General features: G+C 69.8%; 13 protein-coding genes. 6 read left to right on the top strand and 7 right to left on the bottom strand.

Annotated features, from left to right (window positions below; genetic code table 11):
- Positions 1–4 precede the first annotated feature (4 nt).
- Complete coding sequence (locus ACIBGM_RS07455) at positions 5–1,252, top strand: ROK family protein (protein WP_396384804.1); 1,248 nt, start codon at positions 5–7, stop codon at positions 1,250–1,252.
- Here ACIBGM_RS07455 and ACIBGM_RS07450 read toward each other — a convergent pair.
- Positions 1,249–3,090: an ABC transporter ATP-binding protein gene (locus ACIBGM_RS07450; protein ID WP_396384803.1), complete on the bottom strand. Its 1,842-nt coding sequence runs from the start codon at positions 3,088–3,090 to the stop codon at positions 1,249–1,251. The two genes, ACIBGM_RS07455 and ACIBGM_RS07450, sit on opposite strands and share 4 nt — an antisense overlap.
- Before the next feature lie 139 nt (positions 3,091–3,229).
- On the opposite strand from ACIBGM_RS07450, the gene ACIBGM_RS07445 reads away from it, so the two are divergent.
- Complete coding sequence (locus ACIBGM_RS07445; RefSeq protein WP_396384802.1) at positions 3,230–3,649, top strand: MarR family winged helix-turn-helix transcriptional regulator; 420 nt, start codon at positions 3,230–3,232, stop codon at positions 3,647–3,649.
- Between the two features lie 1,185 nt (positions 3,650–4,834).
- On the opposite strand, the gene ACIBGM_RS07440 is transcribed toward ACIBGM_RS07445, so the two are convergent.
- Positions 4,835–5,743, bottom strand: a complete 909-nt coding sequence (locus ACIBGM_RS07440) for a helix-turn-helix domain-containing protein (protein ID WP_396384801.1) — start codon at positions 5,741–5,743, stop codon at positions 4,835–4,837.
- Positions 5,744–5,959: 216 nt separating this feature from the next.
- Between ACIBGM_RS07440 and ACIBGM_RS07435 the strand changes: the two genes are divergently transcribed.
- Entirely contained in the window at positions 5,960–6,919 is a 960-nt protein-coding gene (locus ACIBGM_RS07435) for a phosphotransferase enzyme family protein (RefSeq protein ID WP_396384800.1), read from the top strand.
- Here the strand turns inward: ACIBGM_RS07435 and ACIBGM_RS07430 are convergent.
- From ACIBGM_RS07430 to ACIBGM_RS07410, 5 genes are read right to left on the bottom strand one after another with little or no spacing between them, the layout of a single operon-like run.
- Positions 6,888–8,831, bottom strand: a complete 1,944-nt coding sequence (locus tag ACIBGM_RS07430) for a prolyl oligopeptidase family serine peptidase (protein WP_396384799.1) — start codon at positions 8,829–8,831, stop codon at positions 6,888–6,890. The genes ACIBGM_RS07435 and ACIBGM_RS07430 overlap by 32 nt on opposite strands.
- A 49-nt stretch (positions 8,832–8,880) precedes the next feature.
- Entirely contained in the window at positions 8,881–9,645 is a 765-nt protein-coding gene (locus tag ACIBGM_RS07425) for a maleate cis-trans isomerase (protein ID WP_360536015.1), read from the bottom strand.
- 53 nt (positions 9,646–9,698) lie between these two features.
- Positions 9,699–10,580, bottom strand: a complete 882-nt coding sequence (locus ACIBGM_RS07420) for a TIGR03619 family F420-dependent LLM class oxidoreductase (RefSeq protein ID WP_360536013.1) — start codon at positions 10,578–10,580, stop codon at positions 9,699–9,701.
- Complete coding sequence (locus ACIBGM_RS07415) at positions 10,577–11,032, bottom strand: nucleoside deaminase (RefSeq protein WP_360536011.1); 456 nt, start codon at positions 11,030–11,032, stop codon at positions 10,577–10,579. The genes ACIBGM_RS07420 and ACIBGM_RS07415 overlap by 4 nt, the downstream gene beginning before the upstream one ends.
- Positions 11,033–11,083: 51 nt before the next feature.
- The gene (locus ACIBGM_RS07410; RefSeq protein ID WP_360536009.1) at positions 11,084–12,103 is read right to left on the bottom strand and encodes a LacI family DNA-binding transcriptional regulator; all 1,020 of its coding nucleotides are present in this window, start codon (positions 12,101–12,103) and stop codon (positions 11,084–11,086) included.
- Between the two features lie 129 nt (positions 12,104–12,232).
- Between ACIBGM_RS07410 and ACIBGM_RS07405 the strand changes: the two genes are divergently transcribed.
- From ACIBGM_RS07405 to ACIBGM_RS07395, 3 genes are read left to right on the top strand one after another with little or no spacing between them, the layout of a single operon-like run.
- Complete coding sequence (locus ACIBGM_RS07405) at positions 12,233–13,588, top strand: ABC transporter substrate-binding protein (RefSeq protein ID WP_396384798.1); 1,356 nt, start codon at positions 12,233–12,235, stop codon at positions 13,586–13,588.
- The gene (locus tag ACIBGM_RS07400) at positions 13,588–14,502 is read left to right on the top strand and encodes a sugar ABC transporter permease (RefSeq protein ID WP_360536005.1); all 915 of its coding nucleotides are present in this window, start codon (positions 13,588–13,590) and stop codon (positions 14,500–14,502) included. The genes ACIBGM_RS07405 and ACIBGM_RS07400 overlap by 1 nt, the downstream gene beginning before the upstream one ends.
- Positions 14,499–15,341 carry a carbohydrate ABC transporter permease gene (locus tag ACIBGM_RS07395; protein ID WP_360536003.1) on the top strand — a complete coding sequence of 281 codons (843 nt, stop codon included), beginning with the start codon at positions 14,499–14,501 and terminating at the stop codon, positions 15,339–15,341. Before ACIBGM_RS07400 ends, ACIBGM_RS07395 begins: the two co-directional genes overlap by 4 nt.

The following is a 15,341-nucleotide window of genomic DNA, read 5'->3' as shown; positions in this document are numbered from 1 at the left end:
AAGGTTGCCGAGGCAGACGTCTCGCGATCTGCGCAACGAGAGCCGGTTCGAGGTTCTGCACGCGCTGTTCTCGCTCGGTCCCTCGACCCGGCAGGAGATCGCCAAGCACACCGGGCTGAGTACGGCGACCGTCGCCACGCTGGTGACGCAGTTCCTGGCCGAGGGGGTGCTGCGGATCGCGACGGTCGAGCAGAACACCGTCGGCCGTCCGTACGAGCGGCTCAGCATCGACCCCGACCGCGGCCGGATCATCGGCATCGACGTGGCCGAGACCTACGTCGACGCGACCGTGTACGACGTGACGCTCGGGCCGCTCGGGCAGAGCGAGGTGGCTCTCGACGAGCACGAGAACGACCCGGCGTACGTCGTCGACGGCATCGTCCGCGCGATCAAGGCGGCCGTCGAGGCCAGCGGGACCCGGCGCGACGCGATCATCGGCGCCGGGGTGAGCATGCCCGGCCAGGTCCGTCCGGACGCCGGCGTCTCGGTCTTCGCGCCGAACTGGGACTGGCACGAGGTGAAGATCGAGGCGCTGCTCGAGGAACGCCTCGGCATGCCGGTGTACGTCGACAACCCGCTGAAGGCGGTCGCGCTGTCGGAGATGTGGTTCGGCGTCGGCCGGGAGACCAAGACGATGGCCGTGGTCAACCTCGGGACCGGCGTGGGCGCGGGGATCGCGATCGACGGTTCACTGCTGCGGGGCGCGGCCAACAACGCCGGCGAGTGGGGTCACACGCTGCTGCAGCTGGACGGCCGGCCGTGCCGGTGCGGGCGGCGCGGCTGTGTCGAGGCCTACCTCGGGGTGCACGGGCTGGAGATGTCGCTGGCCGAGATCGATCCGGATCATCCCGCGCTTCGGCAGCCGCTGCAGCGGGGGTTCGTCGACGCAGTCGCCGAGGGGCTTGCCGCCGACGATCCGGCGCTGCTCGAGCTTGCCCGCCGTACGTCGCACTACCTGGCGGCCTCGCTCGGCGACCTGGTCAACCTGCTGAACGTCCCGCACGTCACGCTCACCGGGTGGACGACGAAGGCGCTGGCCGAGTGGCTGCTGCCCGCCGTACGGGAGGAGCTGCCCGAGCATGTGCTGCCTGGTTCGCGGCCAGGGCTGACGGTCGGGGCCTCGCGGGTGCCGGGCAATCCGGTGGCGCTCGGGATGGCGGCGTTCACGTTGGAGCAGTTCCTGGGCGCGCTGGGGCTGGCAAGCTCGGCCAGCGCGCCGGGCACGCGCCGCCGGCTGCGCGCCAAAGCCTAGGCAGCTTTCTCGAACTGGGTGGTGTAGAGCTCGGAGTACAGGCCGCCGGCGGCGAGCAGCTCGTCGTGCGTGCCGCGTTCCCGGATCCGGCCGTCGTCCAGGACGAGGATCAGGTCCGCGTTGCGGATTGTCGACAATCGGTGTGCGATCACCAGCGAGGTCCGTCCGGACAGCGCGTTCGCGAGCGCGGCCTGTACGGCGGCCTCGGACTCGGAGTCCAGGTGTGCGGTGGCCTCGTCGAGGATCACGATCGACGGCGCCTTGAGCAGCAGCCGGGCGATCGCCAGCCGCTGCCGCTCGCCACCGGACAGCCGGTAGCCGCGGTCGCCGACCACGGTGTCGAGTCCGTCGGGCAGGCTGTTCACCAGGGTTGCGATCTGGGCGGCCTCGAGCGCCTGCTGCAACTCGTCCTCGGTCGCCTCCGGTCGGGCGAAGAGCAGGTTGGACCGAATCGTGTCGTGGTACATGTGCGAGTCCTGCGTGACCACGCCGATCACCGATCGCAGCGAGTCCTGCGTGACCTCGCGGACGTCCCGGCCGCCGACCAGGATCGCTCCGCCGGTCACGTCGTACATCCGGGAGACCAGGGAGGCGAGGGTCGTCTTGCCGGCGCCGGACGGACCGACGACCGCGACCAGCTGGCCGGGCTCGACGGTGAAGCTGACGTCCTTCAGCACCTCTTCGCCGGTCTCGGCGGACAGTGTCGCAACGGACTCGAGCGAGGCCAGCGAGACCTCCTCGGCGGACGGGTAGCGGAAGGACACGTGCTCGAACTCGATCGACGGCTCGACGGTGGCCGGGAGCTCCTTCGCGTCCTTGCGGTCGGCAACCATCGGCGGGAGGTCGAGCACCTCGAGCACGCGCTCGAAGCTGACCAGCGTGGTCATGATGTCGACCTGGATGTTGGACAGCGCCGTGAGCGGGCCGTAGAGCCGGTTCAGGTACGCCGTCAGCGCGACGACCGTCCCGATCCCGAGTGCTCCCTGGACCGCGAACACGCCGCCCACGCCGTACACGAGAGCCACGGCGAGCGCGGCGACGAGGGTGAGCGAGACGCGGAAGATGGCGGCGTACATCGCGGTGGTGACGCCGATGTCGCGCACCCGGGCGGCCTTGCCGGCGAAGTCCTGCGAGGAGTCCTGCGTCCGGCCGAAGACCTTGGCCAGTACGGCGCCAGCGACGTTGAAGCGCTCGGTCATCGTCTGGGCCATGGTCGCGTTCAGCCGGTAGGTCTCGGCGGTTGCCTCCCGCAACCGGCCTGCGATCAGCCGGGCGGGCAGGATGAACAGCGGCAGCAGGACCAGCGCGAGCAGGGTGATCTGCCAGGACATGACGAACATCGCGCCGAGGACGAGGGCGACGCTGAGCAGGTTGGAGACCACGTTCGAGAGCGTCGAGGTGAAGGCTTGCTGGGCGCCGAGGACGTCGCCGTTCAGGCGCTGGATCAGCGCGCCGGTCTGGGTCCGGCTGAAGAACGCGACCGGCAGCTGCTGGACGTGGTCGAACACGGCGGTGCGCAGGTCGTAGACGAGACCCTCACCGATCCGGGAGGAGAACCAGCGCTCGGCCAGCGCGAGCGTGCCGGCGAAGACCGCCAGGGCGCCGACGGCAAGCGAGAGCCAGATGACCAACTGGGTGTTGCCGGGGACGATGCCGCGGTCGATGATCTCGCGGAACAGCAACGGGGTGGCGGCGCCGGTGGCCGCGTCGACGGCGACCAGGACCAGGAAGACGGCCAGTTGGCGGCGGTAGGGGACGGCGAACTTGAGGATCCGCCGGAGCGTGCCGGCGGAAAGCTTGTGGTTACGGACCGAGGAGTCCTTGAGCAGCGAGCGCATCGCGCGACCGCCGCCGGCTCCAGAGCCCGGAAGTCCGGAGATCTGTGACATCGGTGCCTTTCGGTCGGGGACCAGATATACTGAGTTTAGCTCACTATGAGCTGGGCTCACAAGATCCGTCAACCCTTAGGCTTTGCTCGTGCCCGGACCGGATGACACCGCTGAACAGATCGCGGCGCTGCTCGAAGGCATCGTCCGCCGGCAGCGGCGCGCGCTGAAACAGGACGTCGACGTCACCCACGGCCAGTTTCGTCTGCTGCGCACCCTGGACCACGCCGGCCAGCCCCTGCGGCCCAGCGAACTGGCCAATCAGCTCGGCATCGTGCCGCGCTCGGCCACCACGGTCGTCGACGACCTGGAAGCCGCCGGCCTGGTCGCCCGCCGCCCCGACCCCGCCGACCGCCGCGCCACCCTGGTCGCCCTCACCCCAGCCGGCACCAAGGTCCTCACCACCATCCGCCGCCAACGCCGCGACGCCATGGTCTCCCTCATCGAACGCCTGACCCCCACCGAACAATCAACCCTCCTCCACCTCCTAACCCGCCTATCCGACGACTAACCACGCCCCCCACCACCCCGCCACGACCGCCCCGCCGCCACCGCCCCCCGCGTCCCGCCGCCGCGCCCGCCGCACCCGCCGCGCCGCCGCACTGCCGCACCCGCCGCGCCAGCCGCCCCCGGCGTCCCGCCGCCCCCCGCGTCCAGCAGCCGCGCCCGCCGTACCCGCCGCGCCCGCCGTACCCGCCGCGCCCGCCGTACCCGCCGCGCCGCCGTACCCGCCGCGCCGCCGCGCCCGCCGCCCCCGCGCCCGCCGCCCTCCGGCGCGCCCCCATCCCACGTTTGAAGGGATAACCCCTTCGCTTGTGGGTTCTCCCCTCGCAGACGAGGGGAGAACCCACAACTCGAACGGATATCCCTCCGAAGGTCAGGCCCCGATGCGCAACGCTGCCCATTCCGGGCCGAAGGGTCTCCCACGCCCCCGGAGCCCCGCCGGCCACGGCCCGCACCAGGCTGGCAGTTGTGGTCGCCTACCGCGGACGACGTTGCGTGGAGGGCCGGGACATGCGGACAGGTAGTGCACCGGCGAAACGCCGTACACGCCGACCCGACGGCGCTCAACCGCACCACCGTCGACCCGGCACTACCTGTCGAAATGCATGCCCTCCCGTCTCGCCGCCACCGCAGACTCACCCATGGCCCAGCCAGACCAGCACACCCGCCATACCAACCACACATCAGTCACAAGAGCCGGATATCCCATGCCATTGTGGGTTCCCCACTCGTCTACGAGCGGAGAACCCACAACGCGGAGGGATATCCCCTGAAGTTGCCGGTGGGGACGGGTGGAGGAGGGGCGGGGGAGGCGGTCTCGCCGGGGTGGGACGGGGAGGCGGTCTTACGGGCGCGGCACGGGGGCGGCGGTTGCGGCGGCGGGAGGCGGTCTTACGAGGGGTGGGACGGGAAGGTGGTCTCGTGGGGGTGGGGCGCGGAGGGGGTCGCGGCGGCAGGCGAGGAGGCGATCGCGCAGGAGTGTGGCGGGGAGGCGGTCGGCGCGGGCGTGGGACGGGGAGGCGGGCTCGCGGGAGTGTGGCGGGGAGGTCGCGTGGGGGTCGGGCGGGGAGGTGGTCGCGTGGGGGTGGAGCGGGGAGGCGGGCGGCGCGGGAGTGGGACGGGGAGGCGGGCTCGCGGGGGTGGGCGGGGTGTTCGGGGTCGGGCGGGGTGTTCGGGGTCGGGCGGGGGTGGGTTAGGTGGGGTGGGTTAGCCAGTGGATGGGGTCGGTGGTGGGGAGGGTGGGGAGGCCTTCGGTGGTGAGGGCGGCGGTTAGGAGGGTGCGGCGGTGGGCGGCGTAGGTCAGGACGTGGGCGATTACTGCGCCGATGGTGTAGATCTCGATCGTCTCGCCGGGGCAGACGATGAGTTCGTCGAGGCGGGCGTCGGCGCAGACCGTGCGTACCTGGTCGAGGAACTCCGGGCCGGCGACGGCCAGCCGTTCCTGCAACTGGCTGATCGAGGGCCGCTCCTCGGTGCTGAAGTCATAGGGGCGACCGGCGATTGCGGCGGTCCACATCTCCAGCTGGATCACGAGTCGCGCTAGCAGTCGACGTACGGTCGGATCGTCGTCGACGCCCGAGATGGACAGCTCGATCGGGGCGTCGAGGCGGTCGTCCGGGAGGGTCGCCGCCTGGGTCATCAGTTCGCCGGCGAGCCACACGTGGTGCTCGACCATCCGCGTCAGGACGTCCATCGAACTCACCTTCTCTCTGGCCGGCACCCGGATCCCGGCCGGCGGATGGAAGTGCACGCCACGCGGCGAACCGATCTGCAGTCGCGTCGGCTGTCGGCGCCAGGTCGCCGGCGCGACGCCGTACGCCCGGCTGAAGGCCCGGGTGAACGACTCGTGCGTGCTGTAGCCGGCTTCGACCGCGACGTCGAGGATCGACCAGGTCGTCGTGAGCAGCCGGTACGACGCCCGCTCCAGCAGCACCCGGCGTCGCATCCGGCCCGGCGGCTCACCGGCCGCGGCCGCCACCATCCGATCCAGGTGGAACCGCGACAACCCCACCCGCCGCGCCAGCTCCTCGCCGTCCGCGACCGCATCCTCCAGCGCCCCGGCCAGCACCCCTAGAAACTCGTCGAACGCGTCGGTCCCCATCACCCCATCGTGCCCCGCCCTCGGCCCACCCGCTTGACGTGTTTTGCGGTCAGTGGTGGTGGCGGGGCCGGTGCCCGGGATCCACCACAGCATCCGGCGGAACGCCTCCATCGCGGTATCTGGTACTCCGGATGCAGCGTGCGTCCGCTGGAACCAGTGCAGTGGACGGCGCGTTGTAGCAGGCGTCGTCGTTCTCAGCCGTGGAGGAGACCGTTCGTGTACGTGCCGACCGCGCCGATGATCGCCGCCGCCTTCGAGTTAGGGGAGGCGGTGGGGGAGCTGGACCTGGTTCGTCGTGGGGATACCGACACCTGGCGGCTGGAGACGGCGACGGGGGAGTACTTCGTGAAGGGCTACTGGCCCGACACCGGCGGCCAGTTCACCTCGGGTGGGCTGCTCGATCAGCTCACGATGGCGATGGACTTCGAGCAGCGCGCGCACTCCGCAGGGATCGATCTCGCCGAGCCGGTGGCTCCGGTCGACCCGGTGGCCGGGTGGGTCACGCGGGTTGAGGATCGCCTGTTCAGGGTCTATCGCTGGATCGCGAGCCGCCCGTTGAGCGCGGACGACGACATCTCCGAGTGGCTCGGCCGGACGATGGCCCAGGTGCATCAACTCCAACCGCTCGGCCGGGCCGGCCTCCCCGAATGGTGGCGTACGGCGCTCAAACCGCAAGCCGACTGGGAGCAGTGGTTCACCGAAGCCGACCGCCTCGGCAAGACGTGGGCGCCACTCGCGTGGGAACGGCTGCCGGACATCACCGCCGTGACCGCCCGCATCACGGCCGCCTGCGACGACGCCCCCGACTGCGTGATGACCCACGGCGACTTCAAGACGCACAACCTGCTGATGACGCCGAACGGCCCGGTTCTGATCGACTGGGATAGCGTGCGCGTCGACAGCGCAGCCCTCGAGGCCGGCCGGGTCGCGCACATCTTCGCGGCCGGTGCGCCGGAAGGCATTCAGCGGGTCTTGACTGCTTACACCGAAGCCGGTGGCGACGTCTCCTGGGCGGGGGACGACCTCTTCCTGAGCGTGGCTCGCAAGGACCTGCACAGTCTCTTCGAGCATGTGCAGGTTGCCCTGGGCATCATGTCTGCCCCGCGCTGGATGACCGACCCGGACCAGATGATTACGGACCTGCTCAGGCAGGAAGGCTCTGCCGCAGGAAGTTGAGCTGCCGGTGCAGGAGGTTCTCGACCGTCTGCGGATCCTTCACCGCATGGCCTTCCCCGGGGAGCATGACGAACTCGTGCGGTGTGCCGAGCGCGTTGAGGGCGCCGGCGAAGCGGAAGGCGTTGCCCGGCCAGACGTTCGCGTCGGCCAGCCCCTGGATCAGCAACAGCGGTCGGCTGAGGTTGGCGGCGTACGGCAGCAGTGAGGTACGGCGGTATGCCTCCGCCTGCTCGTCCGGATGACCGAGGAAGCGTTCCTTCCAGTACGAGTCGTACCAGCGCTGATCCGTGACCGCGGCCCCGCCGATCGCTGCATGGAACACGTCCGGCCGGTGCAGCAGTGCTCCGATGGCCAGGTAGCCGCCGTAGCTCCAGCCGCGAATCGCGACCCGGTCGAGGTCGAGGTCGCCGTACTGCTCGGCAATCGCGTGCAGGGCGTCGATCTGGTCGTCGAGCACCGGCTCGAGGATGTCGCCGACCGTCGCGCGGTCGAACGCCGGCCCGCGTCCCGGCGTGCCGCGACCGTCCGTGGTGAGCACGATGAACCCGTGCTCGGCAAACCATTGCGAGGTCAGGAAGAACGGCGACCGGTAACGCTGTACGAGCTGCTGCCCGGGACCTCCGTACGGCGTCAGCAGCACCGGAAGCTTCGAAGACCCGGGCTCATGCCATGACGGCCGGAACACCGCGGTCCGCAGCTCACGTGGCCCGGAGCTGACGAACTCGACCCGCAGGTCGAGCACCGGCTCCTCCTCGACGGATGGCAACTCTTCCCCGTTGACTGTGATCCGCCGTCCGGCCGGCGTTCGTGAGTCCAGCACTACGGTGCCGTCGGCCACCAATCCGTCGTGGACACCGGGCTCGTCGGTCAACCGCCGTACGTCGCCATCCCAGACATACATGTGGACCTCGGTCGGATCCGGCTGGGCCGTGAAGGTCACGGTCTCACCGATGACCCAGGAGACATCGGCGACCTGCAACCCGGGCGGTGTCACGGCCTCGTCGCCGATCATCAGCCGGTACGTGTCGACCGCCTCGTCCCGCTCGATCCACACCAACCGGCCGGACGCCGTCTGCCGCGGCACACCCTCGGGTACGCCGACGAACTGCGGATCCGTCACCTCGCGAACCAGCGTGGTCGCGCCCGATCCGGGATCAACCTCGAGCACCTGCAGACACCGCTGATCCCTTGTCTGGACGGCGATCAGCGGCCGCTCGGCCGTCCACAGGCCGCGAACGACGTACTCGAACCGCTCCCGGTCCCACTGCACCTCGCGCCGCTCGCCGTTGAGGTCGAACACGAACAGCCGGACGTCGGCGTTCGCCGTACCCGCGGCTGGATAGCGGAACGGCTTCGGCTCCGCGGTCGGGTCGGTTGGATCCGCGATGAATCGGACCTGGACCCGGCTCTCGTCGACGCGGGTTGCCAGCAGGCGTTGGCCGTCGGGCGACCACCACATCCCGTCGCCACGTCCCATCGACATCCAGGCCGTGAACTCCGGCCTTCCCCAGAAGACGTTCCCGCCGTCGGCCTTGGCGAGCGAGCGTTCGTTCTTGCCGTCCACGTCGATGAGGTGCAGCGCGCGGTCGCGGCCGAACGCGATCGTCTTCCCACTCGGGTCGAGGCGCGCCACATCGACGTTCTCGACCGGTAGTTGGTCGAAGTGCCGGCCGATCAGGTCGGCCAGGAACAGGTCGTGCTCGCGGATCACGAGCAGGGTGGCGCCATGACCGTCGTACGACGATGCCGGGCCGACGCGTCGCTCGTGCTGCTCGGCGACGTCGTACGCCCAGAGCGCGTCGTCGCGCAGGTAGACCACGAACCGTCCGGCGCCGGCGATCCCATGGTTGCCCGGCGCACCGGCCCGGAAACGCTTGGTCCGGGCAAGCTGTCCCGGCAGATCCGCAACCACCCCAGCACCTCCGGCCTCGACGCGGATCGCCAGTCTGTCAGAGGTCCGGTCAGGTGGTGAAGAGCTTTCCGTAACCAGTTGGACGCGCGGCGCAGCCGGCAGCGTGCAGAAGCCCCCAGAGCAGTGCCGAGTTGGCCGTCAGCACCGGACGGCCGAGGTCCTCCTCGAGCGCCGAGACGATGCCGACGGCACGGAAACCGTTGCCGCCGATGAACACGGCCTCGGCCTCGTCGGGCGTGTACTTGCGGACCCAGGCGTAGAGCTCGGACGGGTTGACGCTGCGCTGGTTGCTCGGCAGCCCACAGGGTTTGCGCAGCACGACGTCGAACTCCTGCGACGCGAAGTACTCGCCGCCCAGCCGGTTGAGCTCGGCGTCGAACCATGGCGGGTCGAAGATCGCGAGCGTCCGCGCGTTCAGCCGGCGCAGACCCGCCACCGCCGAGGCGCAGGTCGCGACCACCGGGATGCCGGCGCTGTGCCCTTCCAGCCGCTCGACGACCTTGTGCTCACCGTCGGCGCCGTTCAGGTACGACGAGCTCGTGAAACCGATGCCGATGGCACCTAATGGGGCCGCGGCGAGCAGCGCGACCGCGTCGTCGATGTACGGCGGCTGGACGAACATCTGCACCGGCGCCAGCGCGATCGTCGGATCCATCAACCCGCCGGTCGTCATCGCCCCGAACGGAACCCGCGCCGCATGCACCCGCACACCCTCCGGCGCCATCGCCTGCAACTCCGACTCCGGCCCGACATCCCCATGCGGCGTCAGCACCCCGAGCCGTACCCGCACATCCCACCCATCCGGCTGCCACATGTCCCAACCTCCGTCCCCCACCTTCGATTGTGCGCTCGGGGAACCAGCAACGGCTAGGGCTGGAGGGAGGCCACCGTCTCGAGGATCCGCCAGTCCTCTTCGGCGGTACGGCGGACGTCCGGGCTGATGTAGGTGTCGAGTACGACGTACTCCGCGCCGAGCTCGGCGAGCCCGGCCAGGTCGGCCTTGATCTGGTCGAGGGAGCCCTCGCCGAGCACGCGGTCGTCGTCGGCGAGCTCGGTCGTCGGGTGGGCCCGGATCCGCGGGCAAAGGGCCGGCAGGTCCGCGCCCGCCTCGGTCGCGGCCCGGCGCAGCATCGGCATCCCCGTGTCGCGCAGCCAGTGTGGATGCGGGTTGATCGGGTGCCAGGCATCGCCGTACTGAACTGCCCGCCGGACCGCCGCCCGGCCAGCCCCGCCGACCCACACCGGCGGGCGCGGCGCCGGCCGCGGTCCGGTGTGGATCTCGCCGTACGGCGCGTGCGGCCCGGGTGACGTGGTGATGTCGTTGCTCCAGGCATCCACGATCGCGGCCAGGTACTCGTCGGTGATCGGACCACGACGGTCGAACGGCACACCGAGGGCCGCGTACTCCTCCTCGGACCAGCCGGATCCGACCCCTAGGATGAACCGCCCGCCGCTGAAGTGCGCGAGGTTGGCTCCGACCCGGGCGGTCTGCAACGGATGGCGGTAGGGGAGGACCGCGACCGACGTGCCGAGCTCCAGCCGGGTGGTGTGCGCGGCGAGCCAGGTGATCGTGGTGAACGGGTCGTAGAACGGGACCGGGTACAGCGCCTGCACCTCGGGGGTCAGAGCGATGTGGTCCGAGATCGTCGCGAGCGCGAACCCGGAGTCCTCGGCGAACCGGGCCCAGCCCAGCAACGACTCGGGTGTGGTGCCCGGGCCGTAGTTGAGCAGGTTCAGCCCGAGCTTCACCGTCGCGCCTCCAGGAAGGCGGCGAACGGTTCGCGCGCCTCGGCGAGCTCGATCTGCACGATGCGATCCGGGTCGAGCTGCCGGGCGGCCGCCTGGATGTCGATCAGCACAGGGGCGAACGGCGTACCGAGATCAGGCACCCACTCCTTCGGGGCTGCGTAGACGATGCGGTCGATCTCGGTGGCGATCGCGGTCGTGTGGCAGATCGGGCACGGTTCGCAGCTCGTGTAGAGCGTCGTACCGGTCAGGGTGATCGTGCCGAGCTCACGACAGGCGGCCCGGACGGCCACGACCTCGCCGTGCGCCGTCGGGTCGTTGTCCCGCAGCGCGGTGTTCACCCCGGTCGCCACCACCTCGTCCCCGTTGGCGATCACCGCCCCGAACGGCAACTGCCCCTCGGAGCCGTTCACCCGCGCCAACTCGATCGCCTGCCGCAACAACCCGAGCTCCATGCCCGGACGCTACCCGCCGCCCCAGGCCACCCACCACCGGATTCCGCGTGCTCAGTGCGTCGCAGGGCCGGTCGTGCTCTCCCGTATGACGAGGTCGTAGTCGGCCGGGAGCTCGGCCGGTGGCGACTGGTCACCGTCGAGGCGGCTCAGCAGCAGCTGGACGGCGTGCTTCGCGATCTGGGTCTTGTCGGGGCGGATCGTGGTCAGGCTCGGCGTGCTGTAGCGGCCGTCCTCGATGTCGTCGAAGCCGACCAGCGCGATGTCCTCGGGAACACGGAGGCCGCGGCTGAGGATCGTGCGCAGCGCGCCCAGCGCCAGCAGGTCGTTGTAGCAGAAGACCGCGTCCGGGGGATCGGGCAACGCGAGCAGCTCGGCCATCGCGGCCGCGCCGTCGGATCGGTGGAAGAACTCGGTCGGACGGATCAGCTCCGGCACCACCTCGAGGCCGGCCGCGTGCAAGGCGCTGCGATAGCCCTGGGTCCGCAACTGGCCGGTCTTGCGGCTCTCGTCGGACTGGTCGCCGATGGCGGCGATCCGCTGCCGGCCGAGATCGATCAGGTGCCGGGTCGCGAGCCCGGCGGCGGCGACGTTGTCGATCATGATGTGGTCGAGCCCGCCCTGCACGACGCGCTCACCGAGCAGCACCACCGGGGTGGAGGACGGGCGATCGCGGAGATCCGCGTCGCCCAGGGCGAGCGGGCTGAAGATCAGCCCGTCGAACATCGCCGCGCGGTTGCCGCGCATCACCAGCTCCCGCTCGCGCACCGGGTCGCCGTCGGTCTGGTCGACCACGACCGTGTAGCCGGCGGATGCTGCCTGCTCGATCACGGCCCGGGTCAGCTCGGCGAAGTACGGTACGTCGAGCTCCGGCAGCACCAGCGCGATCAGCCCGGACCGGCCGCGCCGCAGCGTGCGGGCGACCGCGTTGGGCTGGTAGCCGAGCTCGTCCAGCGCTCGCTGCACCCGGGCCCGGGTCTCCGCGGCGACCTGGGGAAAGTCGTTGACGACGTTCGACACCGTCCGGACCGAGACACCGGCCCGTTCGGCGACTTCACGCAGTGTGGCGGGCACTGGGTACCTCTTCCCGGTCGGCGAGCTCTTGACACTTGCAACGTTGCAAGCATAGCGTTCCGAGCGTTCCTTGCAACGTTGCAAGCCCCGCAGAAGTCATCAGCTCTGCCGAAGTCATGAGGAAGCGCCATGACCACTTCGTTCTCGTCCCCTGTCTCCCGCCGCACCGTGCTCCGGGGCGCTGGTGCCGCCCTGATCGCCGGCGGACTCGGCGCCTGCGCGCCGGGGAACACCACCGGCAGCACTCCGCTGCCGAGCAGCGCGACTACGCCCCCGTCCGGTGAGCTCACCATCTGGGACCGCACCGGCGACCTGTTCAAGGTCTTCGACAAGGCGATCGCGAGCTTCACCGCGAAGTACCCGCAGGTGAAGGTCAACCACGTCGCCGTCGACATCAACGCCAAGCTCCCGGCCACGCTGATCAGCGGCGCCGGCGTGCCCGACGGCGCGTTCTACGACGACGCGCTGCTGACCGGGGTCGCGCCGCACCTGCACGACCTCAGTCAGCTGATCGAGCAGTACAAGGCGGACATCGCGCCGTACAAGCTCGGGGTGGTGACCGTCGACGGCAAGGTCGTCGCGGTGCCGTGGGACCTCGACCCCGGCCTGCTGTTCTACCGCGAGGACATCGTCACCCAGGCGGGTGTCGATCCGGCGAGCCTGACGACGTACGACGCCCTCCTCGGCGCGGCCAGGACGGTCCGGGAGAAGTTCCCGAAGGCGAAGCCGATCCACCTGGAGAACGACCAGTTCCTGGCCCAGCTGTGGATCGACATGTTCGCCAACCAGCAGGGCGGCGCGATGGTCGACGCGGCGGGCAAGCTCACGATCGACTCCGATCCGTACCGAAACGCGCTGACCTGGCTCGACCAGGTGCGGGCCGACGGGCTGGGGACGCTGGCGAAGTACACCCAGCCGACCGACCTGCAGACCCAGGACAACGGGACGCAGGTGTTCGTGCCGTGGGCGCAGTGGTTCGTGTTCGCGCCGCAGCAGTTGCTCAAGGCAAGCAAGGGCAAGTGGCGGGCGACCGCGCTGCCGGCCTGGCAGGAGGGTGGCGCCCGGTCCGGGGTGATGGGCGGTTCGTCGTTCGTCATCCCGGCGAAGTCGAAGAACCCGGAGCTGGCCTGGCGGCTGTACGAGCACCTGGTGTTCAGCAAGGAGGGGTACACCGCGGTCTACGGGCCGAACGACGTGTACCCGGGTGGCCTGAACACGTCGATCCCGTCGTACCTGCCGGCGCTCGACCCGAACGCGCCGCTGTTCAAGCCGATCGACGCGCTCGGCGGGCAGGACCTGTGGAAGGTCGCGGTCGAGGCGGGCAGGCAGGTCCCGGGCGGGTACTCGATCCCGACCTGGTGGGGCAAGGCGGTCGACTACTTCGGCGTCAACGTGCAGAAGTTGCTCGCCGGGCAGATGAGTCCGGACGAGGTGCTGAAGACCTCGGCCACCCAGATCCAGAAGAACCTGATGGGGCCCAGTTGATGGTGACCGTCACCGAGGCGGCCCAGACTCGGCGGGAGGCGCATCCGGTACGACACCGCCGCCGGGTCAAGGCTGCGCCGTACCTGTTCGTCGCGCCGTTCGTGCTGGTGTTCGCGGCGTTCAGCGCGTATCCGATCTTCTTCGCGCTGCAGTTGAGCTTCACCAACTGGCACGGGGCCGGGGTGCTGGAGTTCATCGGGTTGGCGAACTACCGGTTCCTGCTGGCGAGCCCGGACTTCTGGCAGTCGATGGCCGTGTCCGGTGGGCTGTGGCTGCTCGTCGTACCGGCGCAGGTGCTGATCGCGCTGACGATCGCGGTGGCGTTGCGCAAGGCAAGGTTTCGGGCGTTGTTCAGCGCCGCGTTGATCGCGCCGTTCGTCACGCCGCTGGTGGCGATGGCGCAGGTCTGGATCATCTTGTTCGACCAGGACTTCGGAGCGGTCAACCACGGCCTGACCTCGCTCGGCCTGCCGGCGGTCGGCTGGCTGACAACGTCGATCTGGGCCAAGGTGACCGTCGCGCTCCTGGTCTTGTGGCGGACCACCGGGTACGCCGTCATCTTGTTGATGGCGGGATTGTCGACAATCCCCTCGGACGTCTACGAGGCCGCCCGGATCGACGGCGCGAACGCGTGGCACCAGTTCTGGTCGATCACGGTCCCGCTGGTTACCCGCACGTTGAGCTTCGTCGTCGTGATCGGGACGCTGACCGTGTTCCAGCTCTTCGCCGAGCCGTACGTCGTCACCGGCGGCGGACCGTTCAACGGGACCCGCACCGCCGGACTCTACCTGTACAAGCACATCACCAACTCCGACCTCGGTCTCGGCGCGGCGAACTCGATGCTGCTCGTGGTGATGGTGCTCGCGCTGTCGCTCGCCTCGATCCGGCTGCTGCGTTCCCGGGAGGACGGATGAAGCTCTCTGCTGTCGGTCGCTACGGGTTGCTCACCATCGCCGCTGTCATCAGCCTGGCGCCGTTGCTGTGGATGATGGCTTCGTCGCTGAAGCCCGGTGGCGACATCATCGCGCGGCCGTTCAGCTTCGACCTGGGGCAGCTCACGCTGGGCAACTTCCGGGCGATGCTGGACACGATCCCGATCGAGACCGGGTTCCGGAACACCGCGATCGTCGTACTCGTCAAGGGCGCGTTGACGATGGTGTTCTGCCCGATGGCCGGGTTCGCCTTCGCGAAGTACGACTTCCCCGGCAAGCGGCTGCTGTTCGGCACGGTGCTGACCACGTTGATGCTGCCGACGCTCGTGCTGCTCATCCCGCTGCTGCTGGAGATGAGTCAGCTCGGTTGGGTCAGCACGTTCCAGGCGCTGATCCTGCCGGGGGCGATCGACGCGTTCGGGGTGTTCTGGATGCGGCAGGTGATCATGTCGATCCCGGACGAGCTGCTCGACGCCGCCCGGGTGGACGGCGCCGGCGAGCTGCGGATCTTCGCGAGCATCGTGGTCCCGGTGATCCGGCCGGGGCTGGCGGCGCTCGGCGTGCTGACCTTCATCAACATCTACAACGACTTCGTCTGGCCGGTCGTGGCGGTGAACGACGAGCAGCACCAGACCCTCCAGGTGATGCTGTCCGCGCTGGCGCAGAACATCCGCTCCGGCCAGCTCGGCGCCGACTGGACCAGTGTCTGGGGTCAGCTGCTGGCCGCCAGCACGATCGCCGCGATCCCCGTCCTCATCGTCTTCATCGCCCTGCAACGCCACCTCATCAAAGGCGTCATGGCCGGAAGCCTCAAAGGCTGA

The sequence above is a fragment of the Kribbella sp. NPDC050470 genome, assembly GCF_044458365.1.
GTDB lineage: Bacteria > Actinomycetota > Actinomycetes > Propionibacteriales > Kribbellaceae > Kribbella.
Note: the sequence above shows the minus strand (reverse complement) of the source record. Positions and strands in the feature narration are given on the sequence as shown.